Raw genomic sequence first — 25,759 nt, 5'->3', positions numbered from 1 at the left:
GTGTCGGCAGCGGCCGGCAGCGGCCCCGCCTTGCCCGCCGCGGGGGTGCTCCTCAGGCGCGTCGCTCGCCACGAGGCGATGGCGGCGGTGAAGGCGAGGACGGCGGCTCCGCGCGCGGCGTCGAGGCGGCCAGCACCGCGGCCTCGTGCGCGGCGAAGCGCTGCTGGAGGAAGTCGACGAACAGCCGCGCCCTCGCGGGCAGGAAGCGCCGGCTCGGGTAGATGACGTTCACGGCCGAGCCCGGCGCGGGCAGGTCGGTGAGCAGCGGGACGAGGCGCCCGGCGTCGATGTCGGCGGCGACGTCCCAGATCGACTTGAAGGCGAGCCCATGGCCGGCCACGGCCCAGTCGCGCACCAGGTCGCCGCTGTCGGCCACGAGCCGTCCCGAGGGCCGGACGGTGTGGAGCCCCTGCTCGGTGCGGAAGGTCCACGAGAGGGCGCGCATGCCCGGGCGCTGCAGCACGATGCACTCGTGGTCGGCCAGGTCCGCGATCGTGCGCGGCCGCCCGCGCCGCGAGAGGTAGGCCGGCGCGCCGCAGACCACGCGGCGGCTCCGGGCCAGCCGGCGCGAGACGAGGCGGGAGTCGGCCAGCGCGCCGATGCGCACGGCCACGTCGACGCCGGCCTCGAACAGGTCCACCACGCGGTCCGACAGGCTGACGCGCACGCTGAGCCGCGGGTGCGCCGCCGCGAAGTCGGCCGCGGCCGGCCCCACCCACTGGCGGCCGAGATCCACCGGCGCCGACACGCGCAGGACGCCGCGCGCCTCGGCCTTTCCGGCGGTCACCGCGAGCTCGGCCTCGCTCACGTCGGCGAGGATGGCCATGCAGCGCTCGTGGTAGGTCGCGCCCTCGCCGGTGAGCGTGAGCCGCCGCGAGCTGCGCTGGAGGAGGCGCACGCCGAGCGCCGCCTCCAGCCGCGTCATGCGCTTGCTCGCCACCGCCGGCGAGAACCCGAGCTCGCGCCCCGCCGCCGACAGGCTGCCGCTCGCGACAGCGCACACGAACAGCTGCATGTCCTCGAGCTCGACCATCGCGCGCGCCCTCGGCGAACCCCGGAAGGGTAGGCGCGCCGGCGAACATCTTCAACTTTTTCGAAAAGCTGGTTCGGCCAGTGCGCTCGTTCTCCTTCGTGGAGGAAAGGATCAAGGTGTCCGTGTCGCCGCGCCAGGGCGGGCCCAGGACCCGCCGCGCTCGGCGCCGCGCCCCGCCGTGCCGGCGGCGCCTCCGGTCGGCGCGCGCGCGCTGACCGGCTGCCCGAGATCGCCGTTCGAAGGAGACACGTCATGAGAAAGCCCTTGTTGATCAGCGCCCTCTCCCTCTCGCTCTTCGCCGCCGCGGGCGCCTGCTATGTGCAGGGCGCCGGCGCGGAGGACCTGCCCTCGCCGCGGTCGATGGTCGTCGACGCGAGCCTGCCCAGGGCGCAGGCGGACGCGGAGATCCTCGCCGCGCGCCGCTTTTACGCGTTCTGGGGCACCGGCGACACGCGCTACCTCGACGCGGCGATCGCGCCGACGTTCACCGACCGCACCTTGCCCAAGGGGCGCCCGCAGGGCCCCGAGGGCCCGGCGTTCGCGTCGAAGAGCTTCCGCGCCGCGGTGCCGGACCTGAGCTGCGAGGTGGAGCAGCTGATCGTCGCCGGCGATCGCGTGGTGGCGCACCTGCGCTTTCGAGGCCGCTTCACCGGCGCCTTCGGCGACAGGAAGGGCGCCGGGCAGGCCGTGGACTTCCTCGCCACGGACATCCTGCGCGTGCAGGACGGTCGCATCACCGACAACTGGCACATCGAGGACAACCTGACGCTGCTCCAGCAGCTCGGCGTCGTGGCGCAGTGACCGCCGACGGGGGCGGAGCGGGCCTCAGCGATCGAGGGGCTTCCTCGCGCTGATGAGCGAGTACCCGGCGCACGACGGCGTGACCGATACGTCGTCGAATCCGCAGCCGCGGAGGAGCTCGTCGAGCTCGCCGGCCGTGAACTGCTTGCCGGGGGTCAGGATCACCATGTTCATGGAGCTCAGCGCCGCCGTGAGCGGGCCGTCCTGCCCGTCCGAGAGCAAGAGCTCGAAGACGAGGACCCGTCCGCCCGGCGGCAGCGCCTCGAAGCTGTGCCGGATCAGCTGCTGCCGGCGCGCGCTGTCCCAGTCATGGAGGACGTTGGCGAAGAAGATCGCGTCGTGACCCGGAGGCCACATGTCGCGGAACATGTCGAGCTCCAGCACGTCGATGCGATCCTCGAGGCCGTGCTCCGCGACGTACTGCCGCGTCGCCTTGCACACGGGCGGCAGCTCGGCGACCGTGAACCGGACCTCGGGGTTGTGCCGCGCCAGGGCGATGCTGAAGCAGCCGGAGCCGCCGGCGACGTCGAGCAGGCGGCGGGCGCCCGTGAGGTCCGCCCTCTGCGCGAGCCCGACCGCGGTCGCGAAGGAGTGGCTGTGCATCGCGCGGGTGAAGGCGAACGCCTGCTCCTCCGGCAGGTCCGCCTGCGCCCACTCCTCCGTGATGACCTTGCCCTGGTCCCACGCGAGCGCCCCGTCCCGCCGCAGGAGCTCCAGCAAGGTGCCGTGCGAGATCGGAGCCTGGCGGAGCAGGCGCAGCATGTGGCCCCAGTAGAACGGCTTCGTCGGGAGCAAGAAGTTGCGGGACACCTCGGTGAGGTGGAACTTGCCACGAGACTGCACGAGGAGCCCCATCCCCGCCAGGGAGGCCAGGAGCGCCTCGGTCGCGCGGAGGCTGAGAGACAGCTTTCCGGCCAGCGCCGCGATGCTCGCAGGCTCTGGTTCGAGGAGCGGAAACACACCGAGCTCGTCGGCGACGCTGAGGATGGGCAGCTGATAGGCGGACATACAGAGCTGCCGCATCAGCGAGTCGTCACAGGTGGGTTTCTCGAGATCCATGGGCATCGATGGTTCCTCCTCTCTGCTCGAAAAGGGATGCGCACGCCTGAGCGGCCTGCGATCGAGCGATCACCTATAGCGGAGCTCGGTCGCTCCTGCCCAGGTGTCGCGTCTCTCTGAACCCTGGATCCCGCCTTTCTGACCGGTCAACAAGACGAGCGCGCGCCCTCCGGGCGTCACCGGGCCGAGCTGCTCTGTGGCTGCTCGGCGGCTCGCTTCGCCGGGAGCGCGACCGGCGCGCGGCTCACTTGGCCAGCTTGATCACCGACGCTGGCCGCTCGTCGGTGGCCCAGGTCGTCCAGTAGAGCGCGCCGCAGTCCTGGGCGAGATCTCGGATGTCCGCGCTGTCGGCGAGCGGCTCCGGCGCGCCGCCCGAGGCGCGCACCCGCTGGAGCTGCTCCTCGCGGCTGTACCAGTAAACAAAGGTGGAGTCTGCCAGCAGGCGCGTGGGGAAGTCCGTGGCCACGAGTGTGCCCGCTTCGGTACCGTCCTTGTTCGCGGCGTAGATGGCGTAGCCGCTGATCCAGAAGATCCGCTCGCCGACCGCGATGTCTCCGGGGAGATCGCCGTCGTGGATGGGGATCGACGCGACGATCTCGGTCTGGCCGGGCTCCCCGAGCGCCATCCGTCGAACGGTGCTGTGCGTCCCTCCGGGCTCGAGCTCGGTCCAGTAGAGATGGGTGGCGTCGAGCGCGAGGCCTCCGACGTACGTGTCCCGGTCGAAGACGGGGAAGCCTGTCTGATCGGTCGCGTCGGCCCGCGCCGCCCAGATGCGCTTCGGGACATCGCGCGCGTCGGGATCCTGCTCCGGGTCCTCGATCACGCCGGTGCTCCAGTAGACCCAGCCGCCGCCGGCCACGGGCCGCCGGTAGCCCGCCGCTCCCTGGGCGCTGGCGACCGTCGAGACGGTGACATTCCCCGTGAGCGGCATCCGGTACACGCCCGGCTCGGTCTCGTCGGTGATGAGCAGCGAGCCCTCCGAGCGCGCGAGCATGGTCGCGAGCGAGTCGAGCACCACCAGCGGCTCGGTCGAGCCGGAAGCCGCCTTCTCGGTCGCGAAGATCGTGTTCCCGTAGCCGCTCGCCCAGAGCACGCGTCCCTCGTCCCCGTCCCCATCCACGACGAGGCCGATCGCTTCGTGCTCCTCGTCGTTGGCCGTGGCGAGGACGACAGGCAGACACCTGCCCTCCTCGCAGGCGCCGCCCAGGCAGCTCCTGCCGGGCACACAGCAGTTCTCCGGATCGGAGAGGTAATCGTTGTCCCCGTCGGCGGCCTGGCACGCGCCCGGCGCGCGCCCTGTGAACGGCTCAAACGGGCACTCCGCGGAGGGCCCGCCGGCCGCGCCGCCCCCGCCCCCGCCGGCCCCCGAGCCTGCGCTCGCGGTGGCCCCTGCGCCCCCGGAGCTGCCCGAGCTGCCCGCGCCGCCTGCCGCGGGATCTCCGCTGGCTTCTCCGTCGGGGATCCCCCAGATCGCGTTGCAGCCGAGCGCCGTGCTCAGGGCGGCGCTCGCCGCCAGGCCGGTCCAACAGGTTGGTCGCATCGCGGTACTCTAGCGCCGCGTGCTTCCAGTGGAGAAGCCGGACGCGCGCGCGATGTCGGTTTCTGATCGACACGCGCCGACTCCCGCCGGCAGGCAGACGCTCGAGGCGCCAGGGCCGCTGCCACGGTTGGAATTTGGCGACCACCTCGTCCACCATCACGCGATTGCGTCGCGTGCGGTCACATGCTTTCTAGTCTCTTCGTCAATCGCTCGCGCGGCGAGCGCCGCGTGACCAGCACCATCATGAAGAGGTACCTTGCTTTATCACAACGATTCGCTTCGATTGGTCCTTTGCCTGGCGCTCGGGCTCTCGGCGGCGGCTTGCTCCGATGACGGGTCCACGGGCACTGGCGGCGGTGCCGCCTCCAGCACGACCGGCAGCGGCGGCGGCTCCAGCCAGGCCAGCAGCGGCGGCGGCTCAAGCCAGGGCGGCGGCGGCGCTGGCGAGGGGGGCGGCGGCGCGGCCGGCACAGGGGGAGAGGGCGGCGGCGGCGCGCCGGCCGGCACAGGGGGTGAGGGCGGCGGCGGTGCGGCCGGCGCGGGGGGAGAGGGCGGCGGCGCGCCCCCGGGCGATCCCGCCTGCGGCGCGGACACCGCGGCGTTCGCCGACGTGGAGCCCATCCTGACGAGGAGCTGCGCGAACCAGTACTGCCACGGCAACGCCGGCGCGCCGTCCGGCGGGCTCGACCTCCGCGCGAGCGCGGCCGTCGGCAGGCTCGTCGAGCAGGACAGCGCGTCCTGCTCCCGCGAGCAGGCGCTCGTCGTGCCGTTCAAGCCGAGCAGCAGCTATGTCATGAACAAGCTGAAGGATGTCGGCCTGTGCGACCCTGACGAGAGCAGGATGCCGCCGAGCGCGCCGCTGCCCGAGGCCGATATCAAGACGATCAACGACTGGATCTGCGCAGGCGCTCCCTCCCGCTGAGCTCTGCCGCGTCAAGATCGTCGATGCGACAGCGCCTGCCGGCGCACGCCGATCACTGGCAAACCGGGAACTGCGACGAGGTGAGTTGCTCGGCGGTGGTGGTGTTGATCGTGGTCTCGATCGTCTTGCCGAGGACGTCGGTCACACGGACACGCCAGGGCCCTTGCCCCATGTTGCCGCTGCCGACGCGCCAGTAGTTGTACGGCTGCCGCGTGGCCTCCGTCCAGCGCCCGCCGACGTACACCTCGAGCTTGCGCACCGGGGTGCGATGGCCCTGCACGCGGAGCTCGTTCCACCAGGCGTTGCCCGGCTCCTTCAACACGATGGATACGTTCTCCTCGACGGGGCACGGGACGTATTTCCACGAGATCTCGCCCCTGACTCCGCCGTTGCCGGTCCCCAGATACCCCTCGTCGAGCGCGCCGATCTGCGCAAAGGCCTCCTTGCTCAGATCGATGTGCCCGGCCTTGCATTTGGGGTTGCTCGCCGTCGGGCATTGATCGACGACCGTCGCCACGACCTTGCGCCCATCGTCGCGGCTCACCTCGACGCAGGCGCCGCACGCGGCCGCGGTGTTGTAGTCCGCGGTGTTCAGCGCGGCGAAATACCGCCCTCCGCCGGTCGCGACGTGGCCGATGGTGTCCGGATTGCGCTGCTGGATGGGCAAGCTGCAGTTCACCTGGGCGGTGCCCTGGTCGAGGGAGTACCAGGTCGCAGAGCCGTTGCCGCTCGTGTAGCTCGGCAGCGGTATCGAGCAGGTATCGCTGCTTCCGTCGGCGCCCGTGGATCCTCCGCTGCCGCCGCTTCCTCCTGCCCCGCCGGCGCCGCCAGCGCCGCCGGCGCTGCCGGTGCTGCTCGAGCTGCTCGAACTGGAGCTGCTCGAGCTGCTCGAACTGGAGCTGCTCGAGCTGCTCGAACCCCCTCCCGTCTTGGTCACCGACACCAGCGTCGGCCGGTAGTTGCTTCCGGTCGCGTTCGCGCAGAACCCGAAGCTGACAGAGCTTCCGACCGGGATGGCGGGGCTGCCGGAGCGCGGACTCACCGTCAGGGTCGAGCCGCTCTGGCTCGACACCGCGTTCCACAAACTGCTCACGGCGGCCTGATTGAGGTTGATCACGACGGTCCACGACGTCACCGGGGCGGTTCCATCGTTCGCGACGATCACGCTGGCGCAGTAGCCGCTCCCCCAGTCCGACGGCATCGTCAGCGCTGCGGGCGTGAGCCCGTCGGTCGTCACCACAGCCCCGTACAGCGCGTCCGCCTCCTCCTCGCCCCCTGTCGCGACGGTGCACGCGGCGGCGACCAGGCCAAAGAAAGATATCGCAACAGCGGAACGACAAGCTCCCAATCGCATCCTGATTCTCCAAGTCATCGGGGCGCCGAGAGGGCGCGCCGGACGATGTAATAGACACGGATTGGCCATCTGACCATCGCCTGATGGTCAGTCAGATCGTTTTGACAGACAATAACTCTGAAATGTTCGTCCGCGGCCGGAGAGCACCCGCGGATCCGTCGAACATTTCACCTCGATCACAACAGCCTGCGCTGGCGTCGATTGTCCACATCAGGCGCCATGGGCTCCCACGGTGCCACCAAGACGGCAAGTGTGCATGCGTCGGGGGGGGCCGCGTTCGCTCCGCGACGCGGGGCTTCGCTCGGCGTGACTGCCATCCGGTCTCCTCCGCTCCGTGCGCTCGGGCAACCGACTCTCTCGCCGGTTCGCCCTCGGGGGACGCGGTGCTACGGCCCTGGCTGCGGATCCTTGCAGCAGCGAAACCCGATCTCGTAGAACCGGAACATCGGTCCATGCGAGTCGTTGGTCCCCCGGCACCCCGCCCACGGCTTGGACCAGTAGCCGCCCTTCAGCGACGAGCGGTGTGGCCACTCGGGTCGCGAGGTCGACACCCACTCTTCGACGTTGCCGACCAGGTCGACCACGCCGTACGGGCTCACGCACGCTGGATACGAGCCCGACGGCTCCCCCTGCCAGAGCCGCTGCGTCTCGGCGGCCCGCACCGCCGGGTCGGCGGACGCGAGCCGCCGCTCGCTGATCCCTCGGTACGGCTTGCTGACGTTGCAGGCGGCCGGATCGTGCGCGTAGCCGTAGGGGAAGGGGAGCGCGGACGGCCCCTCGCAGGCGAGCTCCCACTCGAACTCGGTGCAGAGGCGCTTGCCGACGGCGGCGCACTCCCGCTCGGCCTCGATGAAGCGGAGCATCACGACCGGCAGCGCGCCGGCCCGGTTCGGCCACTCGTGGCGGTCCATGCACGTGCGCACCGGCGTGAAGCGCGGCTCGGCGGCGAACAGGCCGGGGAAGAAGCCGAAGCAGTGGCCGCCGCGGTAGCTCGTGCAGATCCGCTGCACGTTCTCGGCGTGGGTGCCCTCGACGAGCACCATGTCGGACGGGCAGGACGCCGCGGGTCCGGGCCGGGGCGGCGCGTCGGCCTGGGCGAGCAGCGGGGCGAGCAGGAGGTCGAGGAGCACGCGGCGGGTCTCTATCGCAAAGCCGCGCGGCGGACGAGGGGCCGCGCGGCGCCTCGCCTCGATCCGCGGCCGTCGCGCCCCGCGGCCGTCGCGCCCCGCGGCCGTCGCGCCCGTGCCGCGCTCGCGCTCGGGCGCCCACCTGGGGTACTCTCGCGGTCTATGCGAATGGCGCTGCTCAGGATGCGCGCCGCTGCGCTCGCCGCCCTGGCGTGGGGAAGCGCCTGCGGTGGCAACGTGGTGGTCGACGGGATGCCGGACGGGTCAGGAGGCGCCGGGGCGACGGGCTCCAGCGCGATCAGCACGGGCGCGTTCGGCTCCAGCGCGATCAGCACGGGCGCGGTCAGCGCTGTCAGCGTCGGCGTGGGCGGTTCCACCTCGGTGACCGTCGGCGTGGGCGGTTCCACCTCGGTGACCGTCGGCGTGGGCGGCTCCAGCGCGACCTGGATGGCCACGTCGGGGACAGGGAGCGCCTCGACCGGGGCCGGCGGCGGCGATGCCTGGTCGGCGTGCATGAAGTTCTGCGATACCTATACAAGGGCCTGCGAGCAGGCGGAGCCGGGGCAGCAGTGCGAGGGCTTCTGTAAGGGGTATGTGAACGAGGTGCCCCAGTGCAACGAGCCGCTCGCGCTGTTCTTCGACTGCGCGACGAACGGCAGCATCGACTGCGACTTCGTCCTGGAACGGTGCCGGCCGTTCCTGGCCGAGTACGACGCGTGCCGGGCCGGCGGCGGCTGCGCGCCGCTCGAGTGCTTCGCCGATCGCAACCGGGCCTGCTCCTGCAAGGGCTCGTGCCCGAACGCCGAGTTCGCGGTCGAGTGCCGCCCCGACATGCGCAACGGGATCGTCTGCTCCTGTTTCGTCAACGGCGACGAGCTGGCCAGGTGCGAGGATCTCGGCCCGGCGTGCGACCTCGCCCATGGCTGTTGCGAGCCGTTCTTCGACGAGTTTCGCTGAGGGGAGCCCGCGGCGTTCGCCGTGGAGGGCCAGCCGGGGAGCGCGGCGCAGCGCTCGCCGTGACGATCGCGCGCTGCGTGGGGGCGCGGGTCGACGCTGCGCTCGCGCCCGGGCGCGCTCCTGGGGTACTCTTGCGGCTCATGGGAATGACGATGCTCGGGATGCGTACCGCTGCGCTCGCCGCCCTGGCGTGGGGGAGCGCGTGTGGTGGCAACGTCGTCGTCGATGGGATGCCCGACGGATCAGGAGGCGCCGGGGTGACGAGCTCCAGCGCGAGCAGCACGGGCGCGCTCGGCTCCAGCGCGATCAGCACGGGTATGGTCGTCGCAAGCGCGGTCAGCGTCGGCGTGGGCGGCACCAGCGTGGGCGGCTCCAGCGTGGGCGGCTCCGGCGTGGGCGGCACCAGCGTGGGCGGCTCCGGCGTGGGCGGCTCCGGCGTGGGCGGCTCCAGCGTGGGCGGCTCCGGCGTGGGCGGCTCCGGCGTGGGCGGCTCCACCGGGGTGACCGTCGGCGGGGGCGGCACCAGCGCGGTCGGCACCGGCGCGGGTGGCACCGGCGGGAACGGCTCCAGCGCGGTCAGCTCCAGCGCGACCTGGATGGCCACGTCGGGGACAGCGAGCGCCTCCACCGGGGCGGGCGGCGGCGAGGCCTGGTCGGCGTGCGTCCGCTTCTGCGAGCGCTACGAGGAGGCGTGCGGGGCGTTGGAGCCGGGCGGCTGCGGGACGATGTGTGAGACGGAGCTGGACCAGGCGCCCCGGTGCAACGATCTGCTCATCCCGTACTTCGACTGTCTGATGAACGGCAGGCTCGACTGCAACCTCATCGGGCCCCGGTGCCAGAGGTTCCTGGACGAGTACAACGTGTGCGCGAACGGCGGCGGTTGCGCGGAGATCACGTGCGCCGGCGATCCCGGCGGGGCCTGCAGTTGCAAGGGAGCGTGCCGGGGCGTCGTCGTCGCGGCCGAGTGCCGCCCCCAGCGCGTCGGCAGGACCCTCTGCTCCTGCTTCGTCAACGGTGAAGAGGTGGCCTCGTGCGAGGACCGCGGCGAGACCTGCGAGCTCGGGCTTCGCTGCTGCGGGCCGTACTTCGAAGCGTTGCGCTGAGGGGCACGAGCGGTGAACGACCACACGGAGGGCGCGGCGCAGGGTGGGGCGCTCGCCGAGGCGCTCGCGCGCTGCGTGGGGGCGCGGATCGACGCGGCGCACGCGAACCCGGCGACGGGGCTCGTCGCGCTCGCCGTCTACGGCGGGACGCGGCGCGTGCTCGGCGCCGGCATCGGGCCGCGCGTTTCAGGGGTAGGGATCCTGCCGAGGTTGCCCCGGCTCCGCGCCGGCGCGTCGCACCCGCTCGTCGCCGCCATGAGGGCGCACCTGGTCGGCCGCCGCGTGCTGGCGATCGAGGTGCGGGGCGACGGCATCGTGATCGTCGCGGGGGATGATGATGCGGTCACGGTGGAAAATGACCGAAAGAGTGAAGGTGGCGCACCCAGGTTGGGGTTGGCCGAACCCGAACCCGGGTTGGGGCCGGCGGTCATGGTGGAAAATGACCGAGGAGGTGCAGAGGGCGCACCCAGGTTGGGGTTGGCCGCGCCCGAACCCGGGTTGGGGCCGGCGGCAGTTGAGGGCGCACCCAGGTTGGGGTTGGCCGCGCCCGAACCCGGGTTGGGGTCGGCGGCGGTTCCCGAACCCGGGTTGGGGCCGGCGGGGCCGGCGGCGCCCCCACCCAGGTTGGGGTCGTCCCCGGGAGCGCGGCTGGAGCTCATGCCGGGACGCCGCGGCGAGGCGCGGCTGCTCGACGCCGCCGGCCACCTGATCCTCCGCTGGCCGCCTCAGGGGGGCGCCCCGCAGGCGGCGGTCGCTTACCCGGCGGATCCGCTGGCCGCCGGCGCGGCGCTCGTCGAGGCGAGCGACGACGCCGCCGCCGGGCAGGAGAAGGCGGCGCTCGCGCGCGCCGTGAAGGCGCGGCGCGCGGCGCTCGAGCGCAGGGCCGAGGCGGTGCGCGGCGATCTCGGGCGGCTGGGCAGCGTCGCGCGCCTGCAGAAGACGGGGCAGCTCCTGCTCGCGCAGGGCGCCCGTGTGCCGCGGGGCGCCGCGAAGGCGCTCCTCGACGACTGGGAGACCGGCGGCAAGATCGAGGTCGCGCTCGACCCGTCGCGCCCCGCCAAGGCGCAGGCCGAGGCCTTCTTCGCCAAGGCGCGGCGCTACCAGCGCGGCGAGGCGGTGATGCGCGCGCGCCTCGCCGAGACCGAGCGCGCCCTCTCGGCGATCGCCGCGCTCGAGGCGGACGTCGCCGCGGCGGAGGCGCGGCCCGAGTCGCTCGAGCCGCTCGCGCAGCGCGCCCGCTCCCTCGGCGTGTCGCGCGCGGAGCTCGCCGGTGAGCCCGGGAAGTCCGGCGCCCGCGCCCTCGGGGCCGGGCGGCCCGCGCCGCGGCGGCCGTTCCACGCCTACCGCAGCGCGTCCGGCGCGGCGATCCTCGTCGGCCGGGGCGCCGAGGACAACGACGCGCTGACGACGAAGCACGCGCGGCCGCACGACCTCTGGCTTCACGCGAAGGGCGTCACGGGCTCGCACGTCGTCGTGCCGCTCGCGAAGGGGGCGAGCTGCCCCGCGGACGTGCTGGTGGACGCCGCGACCCTGGCGGCGCATTTCAGCGACGCGCGCGGCGAGGCGGTGTGCGAGGTGAGCTACGTCCAGCGCCGCTACGTGCGCAAGCCGCGCGGCGCGGCCCCGGGCGCGGTGGTCTTCGACCGGGAGAAGGTCATCGCCGTCCGCATCGAGGAAGGCCGCCTCTCGCGGCTGCTCGCGACCAAGGAAGAGGGCTGACGCCGCGCGCGGCCGGCGGGGGCCACGTCCGGCGGCGCAGCGCTTCGCCCCCCGGCGGAGCCCGCGCCGCTGGCGGGGGCCGCCGTCAGGTCGCGAACGCCGCCCGGACCTGCTCGTTCAGCTGATCGAGCCGGCGCGCGGGGAGCTCGGCCGCGCGGGCGAGCGACTCGATGACCGCGCGCTCCGCGTCGGAGATCCCCTCGCTCGCGTGGGCGACCGCCAGCGCGATGATGATGCCCTCCTCCACCGCGTCGCAGTCCATGAGGATCTCCGCGAGCAGGCGCACCCGCGGCTCGACGCCCGCCGCGGCGATCACCTTCAGGCTCGCCTCGATGAGGTAGCGGACGAGCTCGACGTCGAGCTGGGCGCCGAGCATCGGCTCGATGAGCTGGCGCAGGGCGTCGATCTCCTCGGCGTCGACGGTGCCGTCGGCGTTCGCCACGAGCGCGCCGAGGTCGACGATCGGGGTCGGGTTGTACTCGTTGAGATCGAAGCGGGCGCGGAGCAACCCGGCCGCCTGCTGGACCAACTCGGGAGGCTTCATGTCCCCACCGCCCCGGCGATTCGCCTCATGACTGACCACCTTTCGGCCCGCGGCGCCGCACCGCCTCGGATTCGCTGAGGCCGAGGCAGAGCTGCGCCCGGAGCGCGCGCAGCCGCGCGAGCACCTCGGCCGATGCCGACTCCGCCTCGGCCCGCTCGATGGTCGCGTCGAGCGTCGCGAGCCTGCCTGTCTGGAGCGCCTTGAGCGAGTACGTCATCTGCACGAACGTGTCGAACAGGTCGCCGAGCTCATCGCCCTTTCGCAGCCCCTCTCCGATGGTGAGCCGCGTCGTGCCGACCTGGCGGCAGAGGCGCTTCAGCTGGTGGACCGGCCCCACGATGCGCTGGGTGATGAAGATCCCGAGCACGCCGAGGACGGCGAGGAGGAACGCGCCGCCGCCGACGAGGATGCCGAGGAGGCGACCTTGCAGCGCCTCGACGTCGGCGCGCCGCCTGGCGACCTCCGCCAGGTTGCGCTCGTACTCGCGGTTCGTCTTCTCGAGCTCCTCGTCGAGGGTGCTGCCGAGGTCAGCGCCGTCGCCGCCCAGGGCGGCGGTGCTCATCTTGAGGATCTTGGCGCTGTTCGCCGCCTCTTTGAGCGCGAGCTCCGCCTGGGTCGCCGCGTAGCGCGCCTGTTCGTTCGCGACGCTCGCGGTCTGCCAGATGACGAGTCCGAGCGCCACCATGACGGCGAGCACCACCGAGACCAGGAGCCCGGTGTATTTGAGCTGGAATCGCGGGTTCAGGAGCAGCTTGCGGCGGGATGCCGGGCGGGCCGTGGCGCGATCCTGGGCAGGTGAGGTCATGAGGGCTCGTCAGCGGGCGCGCGACATCGCCGCGTGTCCAAGATAGACCAGGAGCGGGTCGCGCCAGTGCGACCCCCCACGAAAACGCACTGCGGTCTCCGTGGTACAGCATTCCGTGCGCCGGTCGCAAGGCCCAATCCGCGGGCGGGGCTCCGACGCGGTTCGCGGCCTGTGAGGGCCATGAGGCCGCGGCGCTGGTTGTCCGGGGCCGGCGCGGCGCCGCCGCAGCGACGCGCGTGATGTCGGCGCACCCTGCCGGGGTATCATGTGCGCGCCTGTCGGGCCCAGTCGGGGCACAGGCGGTCGTCGGCGTCGCGCGAGGCGTCGTTCGGCCTTGCCGAGCTCAGGGAGAGCAGCGGCACGGGAGCCCCGGTGATTCCCGATCTCGACGTCATGAGTGATGAGCTCGACAGGGGCTCAGGGGTGGTGTTCGTTCCGGCGCCCGAGGCGCTGCCGCTCCACCACGCGGCCTTCCGTCACTGGAGGCAACCGCAAGCGACCGAGCCTTCGCGCACCGAAAAGCCGTCGTCGTCGGCGTCGTCGGTCCAGAAGAACGGCTTGACGCCGCCGCTGCACTCCGCGTCCGGCGCGAGCGCGATGCCTTCGTTGTTGGAGTCCGGCAGCCCGCTGGGGGGCCTGAAACGCCGCTCCAGCACGAAGCGCCCGAGCGCGCCGTCGATACCGAACACGGCGGATTGGTTGTCGCACGTGTCATCGCAGTGAGCCCACAAGCTCCCGGTGTCACGGTCGAGCTCGAGCCCCATCACACCCTCGAGCGGCGTCGAGATGCTGGCCACCAAGGTGGCCGCGCCGCTGTCGTGATTCAGCGCGAGAGCGTACACCTTGCCGGTCTCTTCCACGCCCACCAGAAACAGGCCGCCGCCGTGCTCGCCGTAGTCGCTCGGGACGTAAGCTCGGGCCTTGCTCTCGTCGAAGAAGTGGCGCGCCGTGAGCAAGCTGTCAGCTGCCCAGGTGACCGCTTCCAAACCTGCGTTCGCGTTGACCTCGGGCAAGAGCGCTGTGAGGTTCCACTCGTGCGTCGCGGTCAGCGTCGCTCCGGCGGCCGTCACGTCGTAGCGCAGCACGGACAGCCGGCTCACGGACGGATCGTCCGTGTCGCGCTCGGCGCACACGTAGACGCCCGCGGCGCTCGTGGCGGCGAGCGTCACTCCCTCCGCGTCGGGGGTGCCCCTGCTGTTCGGGTAACGTAGCCGTTTGCCGGAGGCCCAGCCATTGGACGTGTCCGGCGCGTAGCTCGCTCCGCTCTTCAACAACCGAAACAGCCTGGCGGAGAGGTTGTCGGTCGCCCACAGCACGCCGGGCGCCTCGTAGGTCAGCCCGCTCAGATCGCTCTCGAACGCGTCCTCGCTGTCGAGCGTGTGTACCTCGGCCTTGCCAGGCCACGGCGACAGCTGCGTCGAGCCCGCCGGGCACGCGCCGGCGCCGCCCGCCCCCGCGCTCGCACCGCCGGCGCCGGCGCTGTCGGCAGCTCCGGCGGCGCCGCCGGCGTTCGGGCTGCCCGCCACGCCGGTCGAGCCCGCGACAGCCGCAGCGCCGCCGCCCATTCCCGCGCCGCCTGCTTGTGCTGCGCTCCCGCTCGATCCTCCTGCCGCGGGCGAGGCGCCGGAAGCCGACGTACCGCCTGCTCCGCCCGACGGCGCTGGCAGAGGCGGCTCGCTCGACCCGCTGCCGCACGCGGCCAGCCATGCCATCGCGACGACGGTCGCGTGAGCCCGGAGGTTCATCGTCCTCTTCCCCTCGGCATTGAGCTCTCGCCAACCGGTCGCCGGCACCGAGCAACGATAACACTCGAGCTCGCCGCGTCACAACGGCCGACAGTCGAGATCCTCCGCGCGAGCGCCAGCGTGGTGGAATATTGCACGGCCGAGTGGACTCGTTCGATCTGTTGGGTTTTCTAGCCGGCTCAGGGGCTCGTCCCCTGTGGGTGATGTCAAGAACCAGCAGATCGAACGAGTTTACTCGGCTGTGTAACGCCAGGGCGACGAGGGGCTAGAGCGACAAACGGGTTGAAGCCGCACGCAAACAGCGAGAAGTTGAGACGCCAGGAGACGCCAGGAGACGCCAGGAGACGCCAGGAGACGCCAAGAGACGCCAAGAGACGCCAAGATTTATTGTTTTCTTGGCGTCTTCTGGCGTCTTCTGGCGTCTTCTGGCGTCGTCTGGCGCCTTAGCGTCTCATTTCTCGGGTTTCTAAGCTGAATCGGTGTTCTAGCGCAGCGGGGCCATGTCCCGCATCAGATAGTCGATGCAGGACTCCCAGGTGGAGGGCTCGAGGAGCTGCGCGAGCTCGTCGGATGAGCCGCCGAGCGCCGCTTCTTCACCCGTGCCCATCGCATCCATGAGCCGCCGCAACCTGGCGCCGTCGCCGCGAACGAAGCAGCGGACCATGCTGGCCGCTTGCACATAGAACATCAGGGCATCGTCCGTGCGGAGCGTGTAGGGGACCGCCTGCTCCATCACCTGCAGGGGCATCGGAGCGTCCCTCACCTGCTCGAGCCTGGCCGGGTCGAGCCACCATGTCTCTCGCGCGATAACCATGGCAATGCCCTCCTGCGCCCAGGCCGGCCCCAGCATGCCATGGCTCATCAGCACGTGATGCGTGTACTCGTGCACGACGCTGGTCCGAGTGTCCGCGCGCGTCGTGACCACGTGCAGCGCGCCGTCGTAAAAGGCGACCACGCCGCGGTTGGTGCAGGCAGCCGCCGTGAGCAGGTCCGTATCAAGGTACGCGAAGACGTCAGGGCGCTCGGCTTTGAGCTCCAGCCCGTAGAACACCTCCCGTTCTGCATGCTCGAGGTGATCGAGGAGGGGCAGGAGTGCGTCGTCCGGCAGCCTGGGGTCGACGTACAGGCGCCCTGCATCTCCCCACGTCTCGTGGCGGAAGTGGGAGATCAACGTCTCTTGCGCGCCGGCTGCCTCGCTCGGGTCCGTGCACAGCCCGGGCTGTAACCTCCGCCGGAACGCGGACTGCTCCCGCCGGCGCGCGTGGCGCGGCGCGGCGGCTGGCGTCGTGGGGGCATCGTGGATCGGACGCTCGATCGGCTCCTCATCGATGGGGGCAGACGGGGGCTCCTGGGGGGCTCGATCTTCCGGACTGCGCGCCGACGCCCGCGGCGGTATCGGCTCGGCGGGAGGCTTGCCAGGCGCCGGCCGGCTCGGGACGGAGATGGCGGTGGGCTGCAGCGCGGGAGGGGAGGGTGGCTCGGGTGCGGAGGCGCCAGCTCGGACCACCGGCGGTCGCGGCCGCTGCGGGGTGGGGGTGCTCACGATACCTGGGGCCCACGCGATCACCGCGATGACCATGATGAATCCGAGGCCGAGCGCGAGGCGGCGAGCACGTGTCACGGTGTGGTGATGGCAATCATTGCGCCGTGTTGATTCATGGGATTCGAGGTGCGGCACGCGGCTCGTGCTGCGTTATGGTAGACAAATCGTCGAACGCAAGCAGCATTGTCGACGATCTGTCGCGAGCCACCCTGGTTTGCGCACCGCCGCAGGGTCAATAGCGGCGTCCGAGGCCGCTCGCCGGTCATCCAGGATGCTCTCGCGTTGCACCGTCGCGGACGGATACGCTTGGCCCCGTTCGCCCGCTACCAGCGCAGGGGTCAGATCCATCGGAGCCACGCGCGTAGCACGGACTCCAGCGCCGCCTGCTTTGCCTGGACGTCCTCTCCGTCGCTGAACGTCACGAGGCAGCGATCCTTGGCGAGCCACTCCAGCAAGCCAGCCGGGTCCGCGATCTCGAGCCCCTTCGCCGCTGTGTCCTTCACCTTGGCTCCGAGGTGAAGGACGAGCCGGACGCGGTCCTTTGCGCGCAAGTTGAACGTGGCGAAATGCTCGGTTGTCCGGAAGCTCGGCGCGTTCCACTTGATCTCCTCGCGGATCGCCGGGCTGACGCCCAGGATGACCTGCCGGAGGGCCACGATCGCCTCTTTCCGCGGATGATCCAGCTCGCGCAGGAACGCAACGACGGCCGGGCTCTCCTGCACGCCAGCGGGCGCGGCGGGCGCTCCGGGGGCCTCCCGAGGCTCGCGCCTCTCGGGCGACGCCTTCTGCGCCTTCGCGCGCGGCTTGCTCGGCTTCTCGGTTATGCGCTTCATGATGTGTTGTGCGCCTGACTCGACGGCCCGAGCTCCAGCGCCCTTTCAGGGGATCTCGCGTGACCCGACGCGCTCAGGGTGAGAAAAGCCGAACCGACGCGGGGATGTCAAGGCGGTGAGGTCCAGGTGCGGCGCCGCCGACCTTTGCACGCCCGGCTTTCACGTATGCGCAGGGGCCGAGGACGTCGCCCGCCGCTCGCCCACGGGCGGCCTCCTGCCGTCCACACAGCGGCCGTGTCAGGCCGCGACGAGCCCGCCGTCGATGGGCAGAGCGACCCCGGTCACGAACGACGCTTCGTCGCTCGCCAGGAAGAGGGCCACCCGAGCCGGCTCGATCGGGTCGGCGAACCGGCGGATCGGGTGGCTCGCGAGGACGTGTTGCTCCACGGCCCCGTCCTTTATCCACCTGTCGAACATCGCGGTGCGCGTGCCCCCGGGGCAAATCGCGTTCACCCGCACGTTGCGAGCAGCGAAATCGATGGCCGCGACCTTGGTCAGCCCGATGACGCCGTGCTTCGACGTCACGTACGCGGACAGACCAGGCGTCGCCACGAGGCCTCCGACGGAGGACGTGTTGACGATCGCGCCCCCGCCGGCCTTGAGCATCGCCGGGATCTGGAACTTCATCGACAGGAAGACGCCCTTCAGGTTGATGTCGATCACGCGATCCCACTCGTCCTCCTCGAGCTCGGGCAGGCTCTTGACGACCTGCTCCACGCCTGCATTGTTGAACGCGAGCGGCGATGACCACCTTGGCGCCTTCCTGGGCGAACAGCAGCGCTGCGGCCTTGCCGATCCCCATGTTTCCACCCGTGATGAGCGCGACTTTGTCTTGCAACCGTCCCATAGGATTCGCTCCGGATCTGTGGGCCTGATGAGCGACAGGCCATGTCATGCCAGCGCGCGGCGCCGAGGCGCTCCGCCGCGCGTCGAGAAGGGCAGCGGAGCGCCTGCGACCTCGGGACGGAGGATGTCCACCCTCCGCCGGCGCGGCTTGGCAGACCGCGCTCGCCGAGTCGCTGCGCTCCGTCGTCGCGCTCACCAGCCCGGGCCACGCCGGGCGCGGGCGCCCGTACGCCTGGGGCGCCCCCCCTGCGCCGCGCATTCGAGCTCATCCGTGAGCGCTTCGTCACCGCGCTCTCCCTCGACGAGATCGCTCTGCACGTGGGGCTCGACAAGTTCCAGCTCATCCGCGCGCTTCGCGACCAGCTCGGCGTGACGCCGCATGCCTACGTGACGCAGCTGCGCATCGGTCGCGCCCGAGCGCTCCTCACGCGGGGCGTGCCGCCGTCCGAGATCGCCGCGCGCGTCGGCCTCTACGACCAGAGCCAGCTCAACCGGCATTTCAAGCGCATCGTCGGCATCACGCCGGGACAGCTCGCGCGCGCCGTGGGGTGAGCGCGCCTCCGCCCGCGGGGAGAGGGACGTCGGCGCAGCTCAGTGGAATTCGCTGCGAATGCATCAACGGACGATCACGCGCACCGGCGCGCCGGGCAGACCCTGAAGCCCCACCCGCACCGGCTTCGTGGACACGAGCTCGAAGCTGTAGCGCCGCAGCAGCGTGCCCAGGATCAGCTTCATCTCGTACAGCGCGAAGGCGGCCCCGATGCAGCGACGATTCCCGCCGCCGAACGGAAGGAATTCGAAGGGGGAATAGGTTCGCTCCAGGAATCGCTCGGGGCGAAACACCGCCGACTCCGGAAATACAGCGGGATCGTGGTGGGCCCAGATGATTTGCGCGAACACGCCTGCTCCGGCCGGCAACTCGTGGCCCGCGATCTGCATCGGCGCATTCAGCTTGCGTCCCACCCCCGGGCTGGACGGGCGCAGGCGCAGCGTCTCGTTACATACCGCTTCCAGATACGGCGCCTTGGCCAGCGCGTCGGGCTCCGGATCCGCGCCCAGCGCCGTCAGCTCGTGCCGCAGCCGGCGCAATACGGCTGGCGCGTTTCCGAGAAAATAGAGCGCCCAGGTGAGCGCGCCCGCGGTCGTGCTGTGCCCCGCGAAGAGCAGCGTGTGCAGCTGCTCGAAGATCTCCTGGTCGCTCAGCGCCGTCCCGTCTTCCTGGCGGGCTTCCAGGAGCAGACTCAGGATATCGGTGCGCTCGGCGGGATCGGCGCGGCGGCGGGCGAGCTCCGGATCGAGGAAGCTGCGCAGGTCCCGGATCGCGCGCTGCCTGCGCGCCCACGGGCCGACGCCCCGGAACTCCTGGCGCAGCCACGGAATCATGAGGGTGACGGTCAGGCCGAGGGAGAAGCTCTTGCGCAGATCCTCGAGCAGCTTCTCGAGGCGCGCCGCTTCCGCCGGCGCAGTGACTCCGAACACGATGTGGATGATCGTCTGCAGCGAGATCGTCTGCATGAGGTCCTGCGCCACCAGCTCCAGACCCGGCTTGAGGTCCCGGGAGTGCTGCAGGGCCAGGTCGCAGATCTGCTTCCCATACAGGCGCATGCGCTGCCCGTGAAACGGCGGCATGAGCAGCTTGCGCATGGCCGTGTGCCGCGCGCCCGAGAGCGCGAACAGCGACGACTCTCCCATCGCCGCGGTGAAGCTCTTGCCCAGCATCTGGTCCAAGGTCTCCGGCGGCACCGCGAACAGGGCGCGCAGACCCTCCACGCTGCCGGTGGCCAGCACCGGTTTGCCGTCCATCTTCGGGAGCGACATCGGATCGCCGTAGCGCTCCCGCATGCGCAGCGTGTAGCCGATCGGGTCCATGAGCCCCTGCACGTTCATCAGGATGCTGTTGGTGGGACCTTTGGGCAAAGTGGTCATGGGGCGCGTTCCTTCGATTGTACTGCCAGCTTGGGCGCTCTGAATTGGCATCGCTGTGTGGGGATAGAACACCCAAACGGCTTCGCAGCTGTCAAGTCTTTCATGCCCCGTCCCCTTGAGTTGACGTGATCGGCGCGCCACGCAGGCGCAGGTGGCCGAGCGGCCACGCGAGGATAGCCCGCGCAAAGCCATTCGAACCTGTCAGGAATTTCCCGGCAACGACCGGGGGCTGGCATGACGTACGGAGTCCGTGTCCGGTTGCCGTCGCTGACGGTTGGCATCCACGGTCTCCAGGTGGGTGCGACCCATGTCTCGCGTGGACGAGCCAGCCCACCCGGATGGGTTCGCGGCGTCCCGCTCACCCCTGCGCGGGGGCGAGCCAAACGACGCGGATCACGCCGCGCCGCGCGACGCGGCGCACAGCCGCAACGCACAAAATGGAGGACCACCCCAGGCGAAGCTTCCACGAGCCACGATCGGCTGTATGCTCTCGGGCATGAAGGACCCGAAGCACCTGCCCCGACCCGAGGGCCAGGCTCATGGCTGGTGAATCCTGCGGCATCTGCGGCGGCGACGGCCGCATCGCCAACTCGTTCTCCGGCACCACCGCCACCTGTCCGGGCTGCCACGGCACCGGCCGGCGCTCGGACGACACGGGCTTCCGCGACGTCACCAAGACGAAGCCTTCCCACTTCCGGCAGCCGAACAAGCAGGCGGCCGTCCAGAAGCCGGAGGGACCTGCGTCGCTGGAGGGCATCCAGCTCGCCAGGGAGGTGAACGCGGCTGCTCATCTCTCCAGCGGGACGAAGGCCAAGCTCACGCTCGAGATCATGGAGCATGAGGCCACCCACGGAAAGTGCACCCAGACCTTCATCAAGAAGGTTCGCAAGCAGCTCCGTCCGCCCGGATCGTGATCGGGCATGTCGATGGGGCGCTGCCGCCGCGACGACGGTCGCGTGAGACCGGAGGTTCATCGCGCTCGCGGTGCTTTCTTCTGAGGCGCCTGGAACAGCTCCTGCTGGGGGGTTAACCCTGCTTCGGCCTCGTGTCGGCCTGCGGCTCCAACCACCCTTGGTAGAGCTCCGGCGGCATCACCAGCGGCATGCGGTCATTCACCTCGGCGGCTTGGGCGTTCGGCGCGGTCATCCTCTCCACCTTCACAGGTCGAACAGCGTTCCCTGCCGGCTCGGCCGCCTGAACGTCGACTCGCCCTCTCGCTCGATGTACTCGCCGCTGCCGCGCGCCACGTTGAGCCCGAGTCGCTGGCAGTGGACCTCGAAGAGCCGCTGGATCGCCGCCCAGCGCGGGCCCGCGCCCTGGAAGCGCGCGCCGAAGGCGGCCTCGTTCATCTTGCCGCCGCGCATCTCCTGGATGCCGCGGCGGACCTTGGCGGCGCGGTCCGGGAAGGCCTCCTCGAGGCGCTCGTCGAAGACCGGGAGCACCTCGCGCGGCAGGCGCAGCGGCATCATGAACGCGCTCTCCGCGCCAGCGGCCCGGGCGCGCTCCAGGAGCTCCGGGACATCGCTGTCGTTCAGGCCGGGGATCATCGGCGACAGCGAGATCCCCGTCGGCACCCCCGCGTCGGAGAGCGCCCGCATCGCCTCGAAGCGCAGCGACGAGCGGCTCGCATACGGCTCCATCTTGCGCGCCACCGCGTCGTCGGCGAACGGGATGCTGAAATGGACCCGGGCGCGCGCCCGGCGCGAAAGCTCGCCGAGCAGCGCGGCGTCGCGCCGCACGAGCGCGCCCTTCGTGATGAGCCCGACCGGGTTCCTGAACGCGAGGCACACCTCGAGGCAGCGGCGGGTGAGCTCGTAGCTCGCCTCGAGCGGCTGGTAGCAATCGACGTTGCCCGAGAACACGATCGTGTCTCCCTGCCAGCTCGGCTTGTTGAGCTCCTTCTCGAGCAGCTCGGGCGCATTCGACTTGACCACGATCTTGCGGTCGAAATCCGTCCCGGCGCCCCACCCGAGGTACTGGTGCGACGGCCGGGCATAGCAGTACGCGCACGCGTGGAGGCAGCCCCGGTACGGGTTGACGCTGTACCGGAATGGAAGATCGGGGCTGTCGTTCGCGGTCACGATGGAGCGGGCCTGCTCCTCGAAGATCTGCAGCGTCGCCGGGGGCGCCTCTTCGAGGTACTCGACCTGCGTCGACGACCATGGGTTCGGAGGGTTGTTCACGGGGCGCGGCATGGTGCGGAGTACTCCGGGGCGAAGAGGCGAGCGCGGCGAGCGCAGTCTAGCGCGTCCCGGTCGGGATGGGAGCGTTTGTTCAGTAGAGCCCGGCGGGCTCCGTCGGGGCGCCTGGGACGCACCGGTCGCGCCGGCGGGGAGGCCACGGCGGGAAGAGCGGATTGACGCGGTGGGGGAGCCCTGCTGGCATGGACGCCCTCAGTCGAGACGGGGGAGGGAAAGATGGCCGAGCCGAGACAGCCTGGGTTCGATCTCCGCAGCACGTACCTGCACCTCGCGGACGCGGGGGATGCGCTGCAGATCGAGGTGAAGCCGACGTTCTGGCAAGAGCTCATGTCCGACGAGCCGGCGGGCGCCGACATCCGGCGGGTCAAGCGCGTGGATGGCTGGCTCGTGACGCGGTTTCACATGGCCGAGGACACGGCCCGGTGGGAGATGCACCCGGCCGGGGACGAGATCCTGTACCTCCTCTCGGGCGCGATCGACGTGGTGCTGCAGGACCAGGGCGGCGAGCGGGTGGTCGCGCTGCGCGCGGGGACGGCGTGCACGGTGCCGCAAGGGGTGTGGCACCGGATGATCGTCCACGAGCCGGGGGATTTCTTGGCGATCACGTTCGGCAAGGGGACGCAGCACCGCGCGGTGTAGTCGCCCCACGCCGAGCCCGCCGTCCGACAACCCGGGGCCGAGCCGCGCCGGGCCGCCGCAGCGCGCGGTGGATGGGAGTCGCCGAGGAAGTCGATGTCCTCGACGACGTTCGACGCCTCAGCCCTGCCCTGCGTGGCGGCGGTGCTCCACCATCAGGCAGCGGTCCTGCACGACCAGGATGCCCGCCTCGACCAGCCGCTCGGCGACCTGGTCGTTCCGGATGCCGCTCTGCAGCCAGACGGCGCGCGGCCGGGCGGCGAGCAGGTCGTCGAGGTGCCCGGCGACGTCCTGGCCCCGCCGGAAGACATCGACGATGTCGATGGGGCCCGGGATGTCGGCCACCCGGCGATAGACCTGCTGGCCGAGGATGGTCTTCACGTCAGGGTAGTAGACAGGGACCGGGAGCACCTCCACTCCCGCGCCCTGCAGATAGCTGGCCACGTAGAACGCTGGCTGATCCGACTGCGCCTCGGTCTTGATGCCGAGCACGGCGACCCGCCGCGCCGAGCGCACCAGCTCCGCCACCCGGGCGTCGTCGTCGCTTATATCGCGAATGTCGTCCATGGAGGGAGTCTACGCCCCCGGGCGCGGCTCGGCGACGGATCCCCGCGCGCGGGTCGTGGCAGAGTTGTGGCAGACTCGGCCGCGTGAACCTCGACCGGCTCCCCGCGCTCTGGGCCGACCTCATCCGCTCTCCCGCCTCGATGCCCGTCGCGCTGGCGATCTCGGCCTCCGTCCTCGCGCTCGGCTTCGTCGTCTACCGCCTGGTCTTCGCCTCGCTCTCGCGCCTCGCGGGCGCCACGCAGACGTCGCTGGACGACCTCCTGGTCCGCCGCATGCGGCTGCCGGCGCGCATGCTCGTCGCGCTGCTCGCGCTGCACGCGTTCATCTCCCTCCGCGGGGGAGAGCTGCCCACGCTCCACAAGGGCGTGCTCCTCCTGGAGCTCACCCTCGCCGCGTACCTCGCCATCGAGATCGCCGAGACCCTGATCATCGACTACTGGCTCGCCGAGCGCCGGAAGGTGCTGCTCCCGGCGCTGGTGCGGCACCTCCTGCTCACGATCCTCTACCTGGTCGCCGGCCTCTCGATCGTCGGCGCGGTCACCGGGGTCGACCTCGTGCCGCTGCTCGCGACCTCGACCGTCATCACGGTGGTCCTCGGCCTGGCGCTGCAGGACACCCTGGGCAACCTGTTCGCCGGGCTCGCCTTGCACTCCGAGCGCTCGTTCGGCGTCGGGGACTGGATCCTCGTCGACGGGGTCGAGGGGCAGGTGATCTACGTGGGGTGGCGCTCCACGCGCCTCCGGACGTTCTCCGGAGACGTGGTGATCCTGCCGAACTCGATCATCGCCAAGGCGCGCGTCCAGAACTTCTGCGCGCCGGACCGGAACTGCGCGCGCAACATCGAGATGCTCGTCGCGCTCGCCGCCCCGCCCGAGGCCGTGGAGCGCGCCGCGCAGCGCGCCTGCAGCGAGGTGCCCGAGGTGCTGCGCCAGCCCGCGCCCAGGCTCTGGCTCGCCGCCGTCACGCCGCTCTTCCAGCGCTACGTCATCAAGTTCTGGATCGCCGACTTCGAGCGCCACGATCTCTTGGAGTCCGAGGTCATGAAGGCGTTCTTCCGCGCGTGCCGCGACGAGGGCGTGGCGCTCAGCCCCGCCGCGGCGCAGCCGGCCCTCGCCATCGAGATACGGCCCCCGGCTGGCGCCCCGGGGCTCGCAGAGGGCGCCGGATGGCCCGCCGGCGCCGCGGTGCCCGCCGCCGACCCGAGGGCGGCGCCGGCGGTCCTGCCGGCGATCGTCGTGGCGCCGGCCGCCCCGGCGCCGGACGGTCACCGCTGAGCCCGCGCGGGCTCAGGTCGTGGCGCCGGCCGCCCCGGCGCCGGACGGTCACCGCTGAGCCCGCGCGGGCTCAGCGGCCCGATTTGCCTTGGTGCACCCGCCCCGCCGCGGTACCCCGGCGGTATGCCTGACGAGCAATCCGTCTCTCCCAGCAAGGTCGCGATCGTGGGGGCTGGCAGCGTCGGCGCGACGATCGCCTATGCGTGCCTGCTCCGCGGCGTGGCGAAGCAGATCGCCCTGTTCGACGTGAACCGGGCCAAGGTCGGCGCCGAGGTGCTCGACCTCAACCATGGGCTGCAGTTCGTCCCGGCGGCCACGCTCGATGGCAGCGATGACGTCGAGGTCTGCCGCGGGGCGGACGTCGTCGTGATCACCGCCGGCGCGAAGCAGAAGCCCGGGCAGAGCCGGATGGACCTCGCCACCGCGAACGTCGCGATATGCCGCGAGCTGCTGCCGAGGCTCCTGGCCGTCGCGCCGGACGCGCTCTACCTGCTCGTCACCAACCCGGTCGACGTGATCACGTATGTCACGCTCAAGCTGACAGGCCTCCCGCCCGCCCGGGTGATCGGCAGCGGCACGGTGCTCGACAGCAGCCGGTTCAGGTTCCTCATCGCGAGGCAGCTCGACGTGGCCGTGCAGAACGTCCACGCGTACATCGCGGGAGAGCACGGGGACAGCGAGGTGCCGCTGTGGAGCAGCGCGAGCGTGGCGAACATCCCGCTCGACGCGTGGTCCGTGCCCGGCCACGGCGCGCTCGGCGCGAGCGACCGGGCGGAGATCTTCTCCGACGTGAAGAACGCCGCCGCCCAGGTGATCTCCGGCAAGGGCGCGACGAACTACGCTATCGGCCTCGCGACCGCCAAGATCCTGGAAGCCCTGCTCCGCGACGAGAACCGCGTGCTGCCCGTCAGCAGCCTGCTGAGCGGCTATCGCGGGATCGACGATGTCTGCCTGAGCGTGCCGTGCATCGTGAACCGGTCCGGCGTCGAGTCACAGCTGCCCATACCGATGAGCCCCGAGGAGGAGGCCGGCGTCCGGGCCAGCGCGGACACGATCCGCAAGGCGATCCGATCGCTCAGATTCTGAGGCGATCCCGTGCGGCCGGGCGCCGCGCGACGCGCGACGCCAGCCCGCGCGCGAAGTCGACGCGCGCGCGACGTTCGGGACACGGCGCCTCGATCGCGACGCGACCGCCCGACTCCGCTGGTCGTGGAGGCGCGCTGT

The 25,759-nt window shown here is 71.3% G+C and carries 23 protein-coding genes and 1 pseudogene; 10 read left to right on the top strand and 14 right to left on the bottom strand.

Translation table 11 applies throughout. The annotated features are described in order from the left end of the window. Nucleotides 1-52: 52 nt before the first annotated feature. Entirely contained in the window at nucleotides 53-1,033 is a 981-nt protein-coding gene (locus tag WMF44_RS28515; RefSeq protein WP_437293198.1) for a LysR family transcriptional regulator, read from the bottom strand. A 252-nt stretch (nucleotides 1,034-1,285) separates the two neighbouring features. Between WMF44_RS28515 and WMF44_RS28510 the strand changes: the two genes are divergently transcribed. After that, nucleotides 1,286-1,834: an ester cyclase gene (locus WMF44_RS28510; protein WP_437293197.1), complete on the top strand. Its 549-nt coding sequence runs from the start codon at nucleotides 1,286-1,288 to the stop codon at nucleotides 1,832-1,834. Between the two features lie 24 nt (nucleotides 1,835-1,858). Here WMF44_RS28510 and WMF44_RS28505 read toward each other — a convergent pair whose 3' ends face one another. Both WMF44_RS28505 and WMF44_RS28500 read right to left on the bottom strand, forming a co-directional pair. After that, nucleotides 1,859-2,893, bottom strand: coding sequence for a methyltransferase (locus tag WMF44_RS28505; RefSeq protein ID WP_437293196.1), 1,035 nt, complete (start codon nucleotides 2,891-2,893; stop codon nucleotides 1,859-1,861). Between the two features lie 244 nt (nucleotides 2,894-3,137). Beyond that, entirely contained in the window at nucleotides 3,138-4,433 is a 1,296-nt protein-coding gene (locus tag WMF44_RS28500) for a hypothetical protein (RefSeq protein ID WP_437293195.1), read from the bottom strand. A 283-nt stretch (nucleotides 4,434-4,716) separates the two neighbouring features. On the opposite strand from WMF44_RS28500, the gene WMF44_RS28495 reads away from it, so the two are divergent. After that, the gene (locus tag WMF44_RS28495) at nucleotides 4,717-5,355 is read left to right on the top strand and encodes a hypothetical protein (RefSeq protein ID WP_437293194.1); all 639 of its coding nucleotides are present in this window, start codon (nucleotides 4,717-4,719) and stop codon (nucleotides 5,353-5,355) included. A 52-nt stretch (nucleotides 5,356-5,407) separates the two neighbouring features. Here the strand turns inward: WMF44_RS28495 and WMF44_RS28490 are convergent, their stop codons facing one another. Together WMF44_RS28490 and WMF44_RS28485 are read right to left on the bottom strand one after the other, a co-directional pair. Beyond that, nucleotides 5,408-6,592: an expansin EXLX1 family cellulose-binding protein gene (locus tag WMF44_RS28490; protein ID WP_437293193.1), complete on the bottom strand. Its 1,185-nt coding sequence runs from the start codon at nucleotides 6,590-6,592 to the stop codon at nucleotides 5,408-5,410. Between the two features lie 503 nt (nucleotides 6,593-7,095). Beyond that, the gene (locus tag WMF44_RS28485) at nucleotides 7,096-7,839 is read right to left on the bottom strand and encodes a formylglycine-generating enzyme family protein (protein WP_437293192.1); all 744 of its coding nucleotides are present in this window, start codon (nucleotides 7,837-7,839) and stop codon (nucleotides 7,096-7,098) included. A 159-nt stretch (nucleotides 7,840-7,998) separates the two neighbouring features. Between WMF44_RS28485 and WMF44_RS28480 the strand changes: the two genes are divergently transcribed. The 3 genes from WMF44_RS28480 (at nucleotide 7,999) to WMF44_RS28470 (ending at nucleotide 11,615) form a co-directional block, all read left to right on the top strand. Continuing rightward, complete coding sequence (locus WMF44_RS28480) at nucleotides 7,999-8,793, top strand: hypothetical protein (protein ID WP_437293191.1); 795 nt, start codon at nucleotides 7,999-8,001, stop codon at nucleotides 8,791-8,793. 161 nt (nucleotides 8,794-8,954) lie between these two features. Beyond that, the gene (locus WMF44_RS28475; RefSeq protein WP_437293190.1) at nucleotides 8,955-9,896 is read left to right on the top strand and encodes a hypothetical protein; all 942 of its coding nucleotides are present in this window, start codon (nucleotides 8,955-8,957) and stop codon (nucleotides 9,894-9,896) included. A 657-nt stretch (nucleotides 9,897-10,553) separates the two neighbouring features. Continuing rightward, nucleotides 10,554-11,615: an NFACT RNA binding domain-containing protein gene (locus WMF44_RS28470; RefSeq protein ID WP_437293189.1), complete on the top strand. Its 1,062-nt coding sequence runs from the start codon at nucleotides 10,554-10,556 to the stop codon at nucleotides 11,613-11,615. Between the two features lie 85 nt (nucleotides 11,616-11,700). On the opposite strand, the gene WMF44_RS28465 is transcribed toward WMF44_RS28470, so the two are convergent. The 6 genes and pseudogenes from WMF44_RS28465 to WMF44_RS28440 form a co-directional block, all read right to left on the bottom strand. Further along, complete coding sequence (locus WMF44_RS28465) at nucleotides 11,701-12,159, bottom strand: tellurite resistance TerB family protein (protein WP_437293188.1); 459 nt, start codon at nucleotides 12,157-12,159, stop codon at nucleotides 11,701-11,703. A 25-nt stretch (nucleotides 12,160-12,184) separates the two neighbouring features. Further along, nucleotides 12,185-12,964: a sensor histidine kinase gene (locus WMF44_RS28460; RefSeq protein ID WP_437293187.1), complete on the bottom strand. Its 780-nt coding sequence runs from the start codon at nucleotides 12,962-12,964 to the stop codon at nucleotides 12,185-12,187. A gap of 476 nt (nucleotides 12,965-13,440) precedes the next feature. Beyond that, entirely contained in the window at nucleotides 13,441-14,709 is a 1,269-nt protein-coding gene (locus WMF44_RS28455; protein ID WP_437293186.1) for a hypothetical protein, read from the bottom strand. A 484-nt stretch (nucleotides 14,710-15,193) separates the two neighbouring features. Beyond that, the gene (locus WMF44_RS28450; RefSeq protein ID WP_437293185.1) at nucleotides 15,194-15,880 is read right to left on the bottom strand and encodes a translation initiation factor IF-2; all 687 of its coding nucleotides are present in this window, start codon (nucleotides 15,878-15,880) and stop codon (nucleotides 15,194-15,196) included. 710 nt (nucleotides 15,881-16,590) lie between these two features. Further along, nucleotides 16,591-17,085: a DUF1801 domain-containing protein gene (locus WMF44_RS28445; protein WP_437293184.1), complete on the bottom strand. Its 495-nt coding sequence runs from the start codon at nucleotides 17,083-17,085 to the stop codon at nucleotides 16,591-16,593. Between the two features lie 237 nt (nucleotides 17,086-17,322). Next, nucleotides 17,323-17,887: pseudogene (locus WMF44_RS28440) on the bottom strand (SDR family oxidoreductase). 86 nt (nucleotides 17,888-17,973) lie between these two features. On the opposite strand from WMF44_RS28440, the gene WMF44_RS28435 reads away from it, so the two are divergent. Beyond that, nucleotides 17,974-18,483 carry a helix-turn-helix domain-containing protein gene (locus tag WMF44_RS28435; RefSeq protein WP_437293183.1) on the top strand — a complete coding sequence of 170 codons (510 nt, stop codon included), beginning with the start codon at nucleotides 17,974-17,976 and terminating at the stop codon, nucleotides 18,481-18,483. A 63-nt stretch (nucleotides 18,484-18,546) separates the two neighbouring features. Here WMF44_RS28435 and WMF44_RS28430 read toward each other — a convergent pair whose 3' ends face one another. After that, nucleotides 18,547-19,857: a cytochrome P450 gene (locus tag WMF44_RS28430; protein ID WP_437293182.1), complete on the bottom strand. Its 1,311-nt coding sequence runs from the start codon at nucleotides 19,855-19,857 to the stop codon at nucleotides 18,547-18,549. A 539-nt stretch (nucleotides 19,858-20,396) separates the two neighbouring features. Between WMF44_RS28430 and WMF44_RS28425 the strand changes: the two genes are divergently transcribed. Then, nucleotides 20,397-20,771 (top strand): hypothetical protein, encoded by a 375-nt coding sequence (locus tag WMF44_RS28425; RefSeq protein ID WP_012237881.1) that lies wholly within the window; start codon nucleotides 20,397-20,399, stop codon nucleotides 20,769-20,771. A 243-nt stretch (nucleotides 20,772-21,014) separates the two neighbouring features. On the opposite strand, the gene WMF44_RS28420 is transcribed toward WMF44_RS28425, so the two are convergent. After that, nucleotides 21,015-22,052 (bottom strand): PA0069 family radical SAM protein, encoded by a 1,038-nt coding sequence (locus WMF44_RS28420; RefSeq protein ID WP_437293181.1) that lies wholly within the window; start codon nucleotides 22,050-22,052, stop codon nucleotides 21,015-21,017. 222 nt (nucleotides 22,053-22,274) lie between these two features. On the opposite strand from WMF44_RS28420, the gene WMF44_RS28415 reads away from it, so the two are divergent. Beyond that, entirely contained in the window at nucleotides 22,275-22,697 is a 423-nt protein-coding gene (locus WMF44_RS28415; RefSeq protein WP_437293180.1) for a cupin domain-containing protein, read from the top strand. Between the two features lie 117 nt (nucleotides 22,698-22,814). On the opposite strand, the gene WMF44_RS28410 is transcribed toward WMF44_RS28415, so the two are convergent. Then, complete coding sequence (locus tag WMF44_RS28410) at nucleotides 22,815-23,261, bottom strand: CoA-binding protein (RefSeq protein ID WP_437293179.1); 447 nt, start codon at nucleotides 23,259-23,261, stop codon at nucleotides 22,815-22,817. An 83-nt stretch (nucleotides 23,262-23,344) separates the two neighbouring features. On the opposite strand from WMF44_RS28410, the gene WMF44_RS28405 reads away from it, so the two are divergent. Together WMF44_RS28405 and WMF44_RS28400 are read left to right on the top strand one after the other, a co-directional pair. Further along, nucleotides 23,345-24,535 (top strand): mechanosensitive ion channel family protein, encoded by a 1,191-nt coding sequence (locus WMF44_RS28405; protein WP_437293178.1) that lies wholly within the window; start codon nucleotides 23,345-23,347, stop codon nucleotides 24,533-24,535. Between the two features lie 123 nt (nucleotides 24,536-24,658). After that, complete coding sequence (locus WMF44_RS28400; protein WP_437293177.1) at nucleotides 24,659-25,621, top strand: L-lactate dehydrogenase; 963 nt, start codon at nucleotides 24,659-24,661, stop codon at nucleotides 25,619-25,621. Nucleotides 25,622-25,759 lie beyond the last annotated feature (138 nt).

This window comes from Sorangium sp. So ce426, assembly GCF_051475585.1.
GTDB classification, from domain to species: Bacteria; Myxococcota_A; Polyangia; order Polyangiales; family Polyangiaceae; genus Sorangium; species Sorangium cellulosum_B.
The sequence above is the reverse complement of the archived record's forward strand: the minus strand, read 5'-3'. Positions and strand labels throughout refer to the sequence as shown.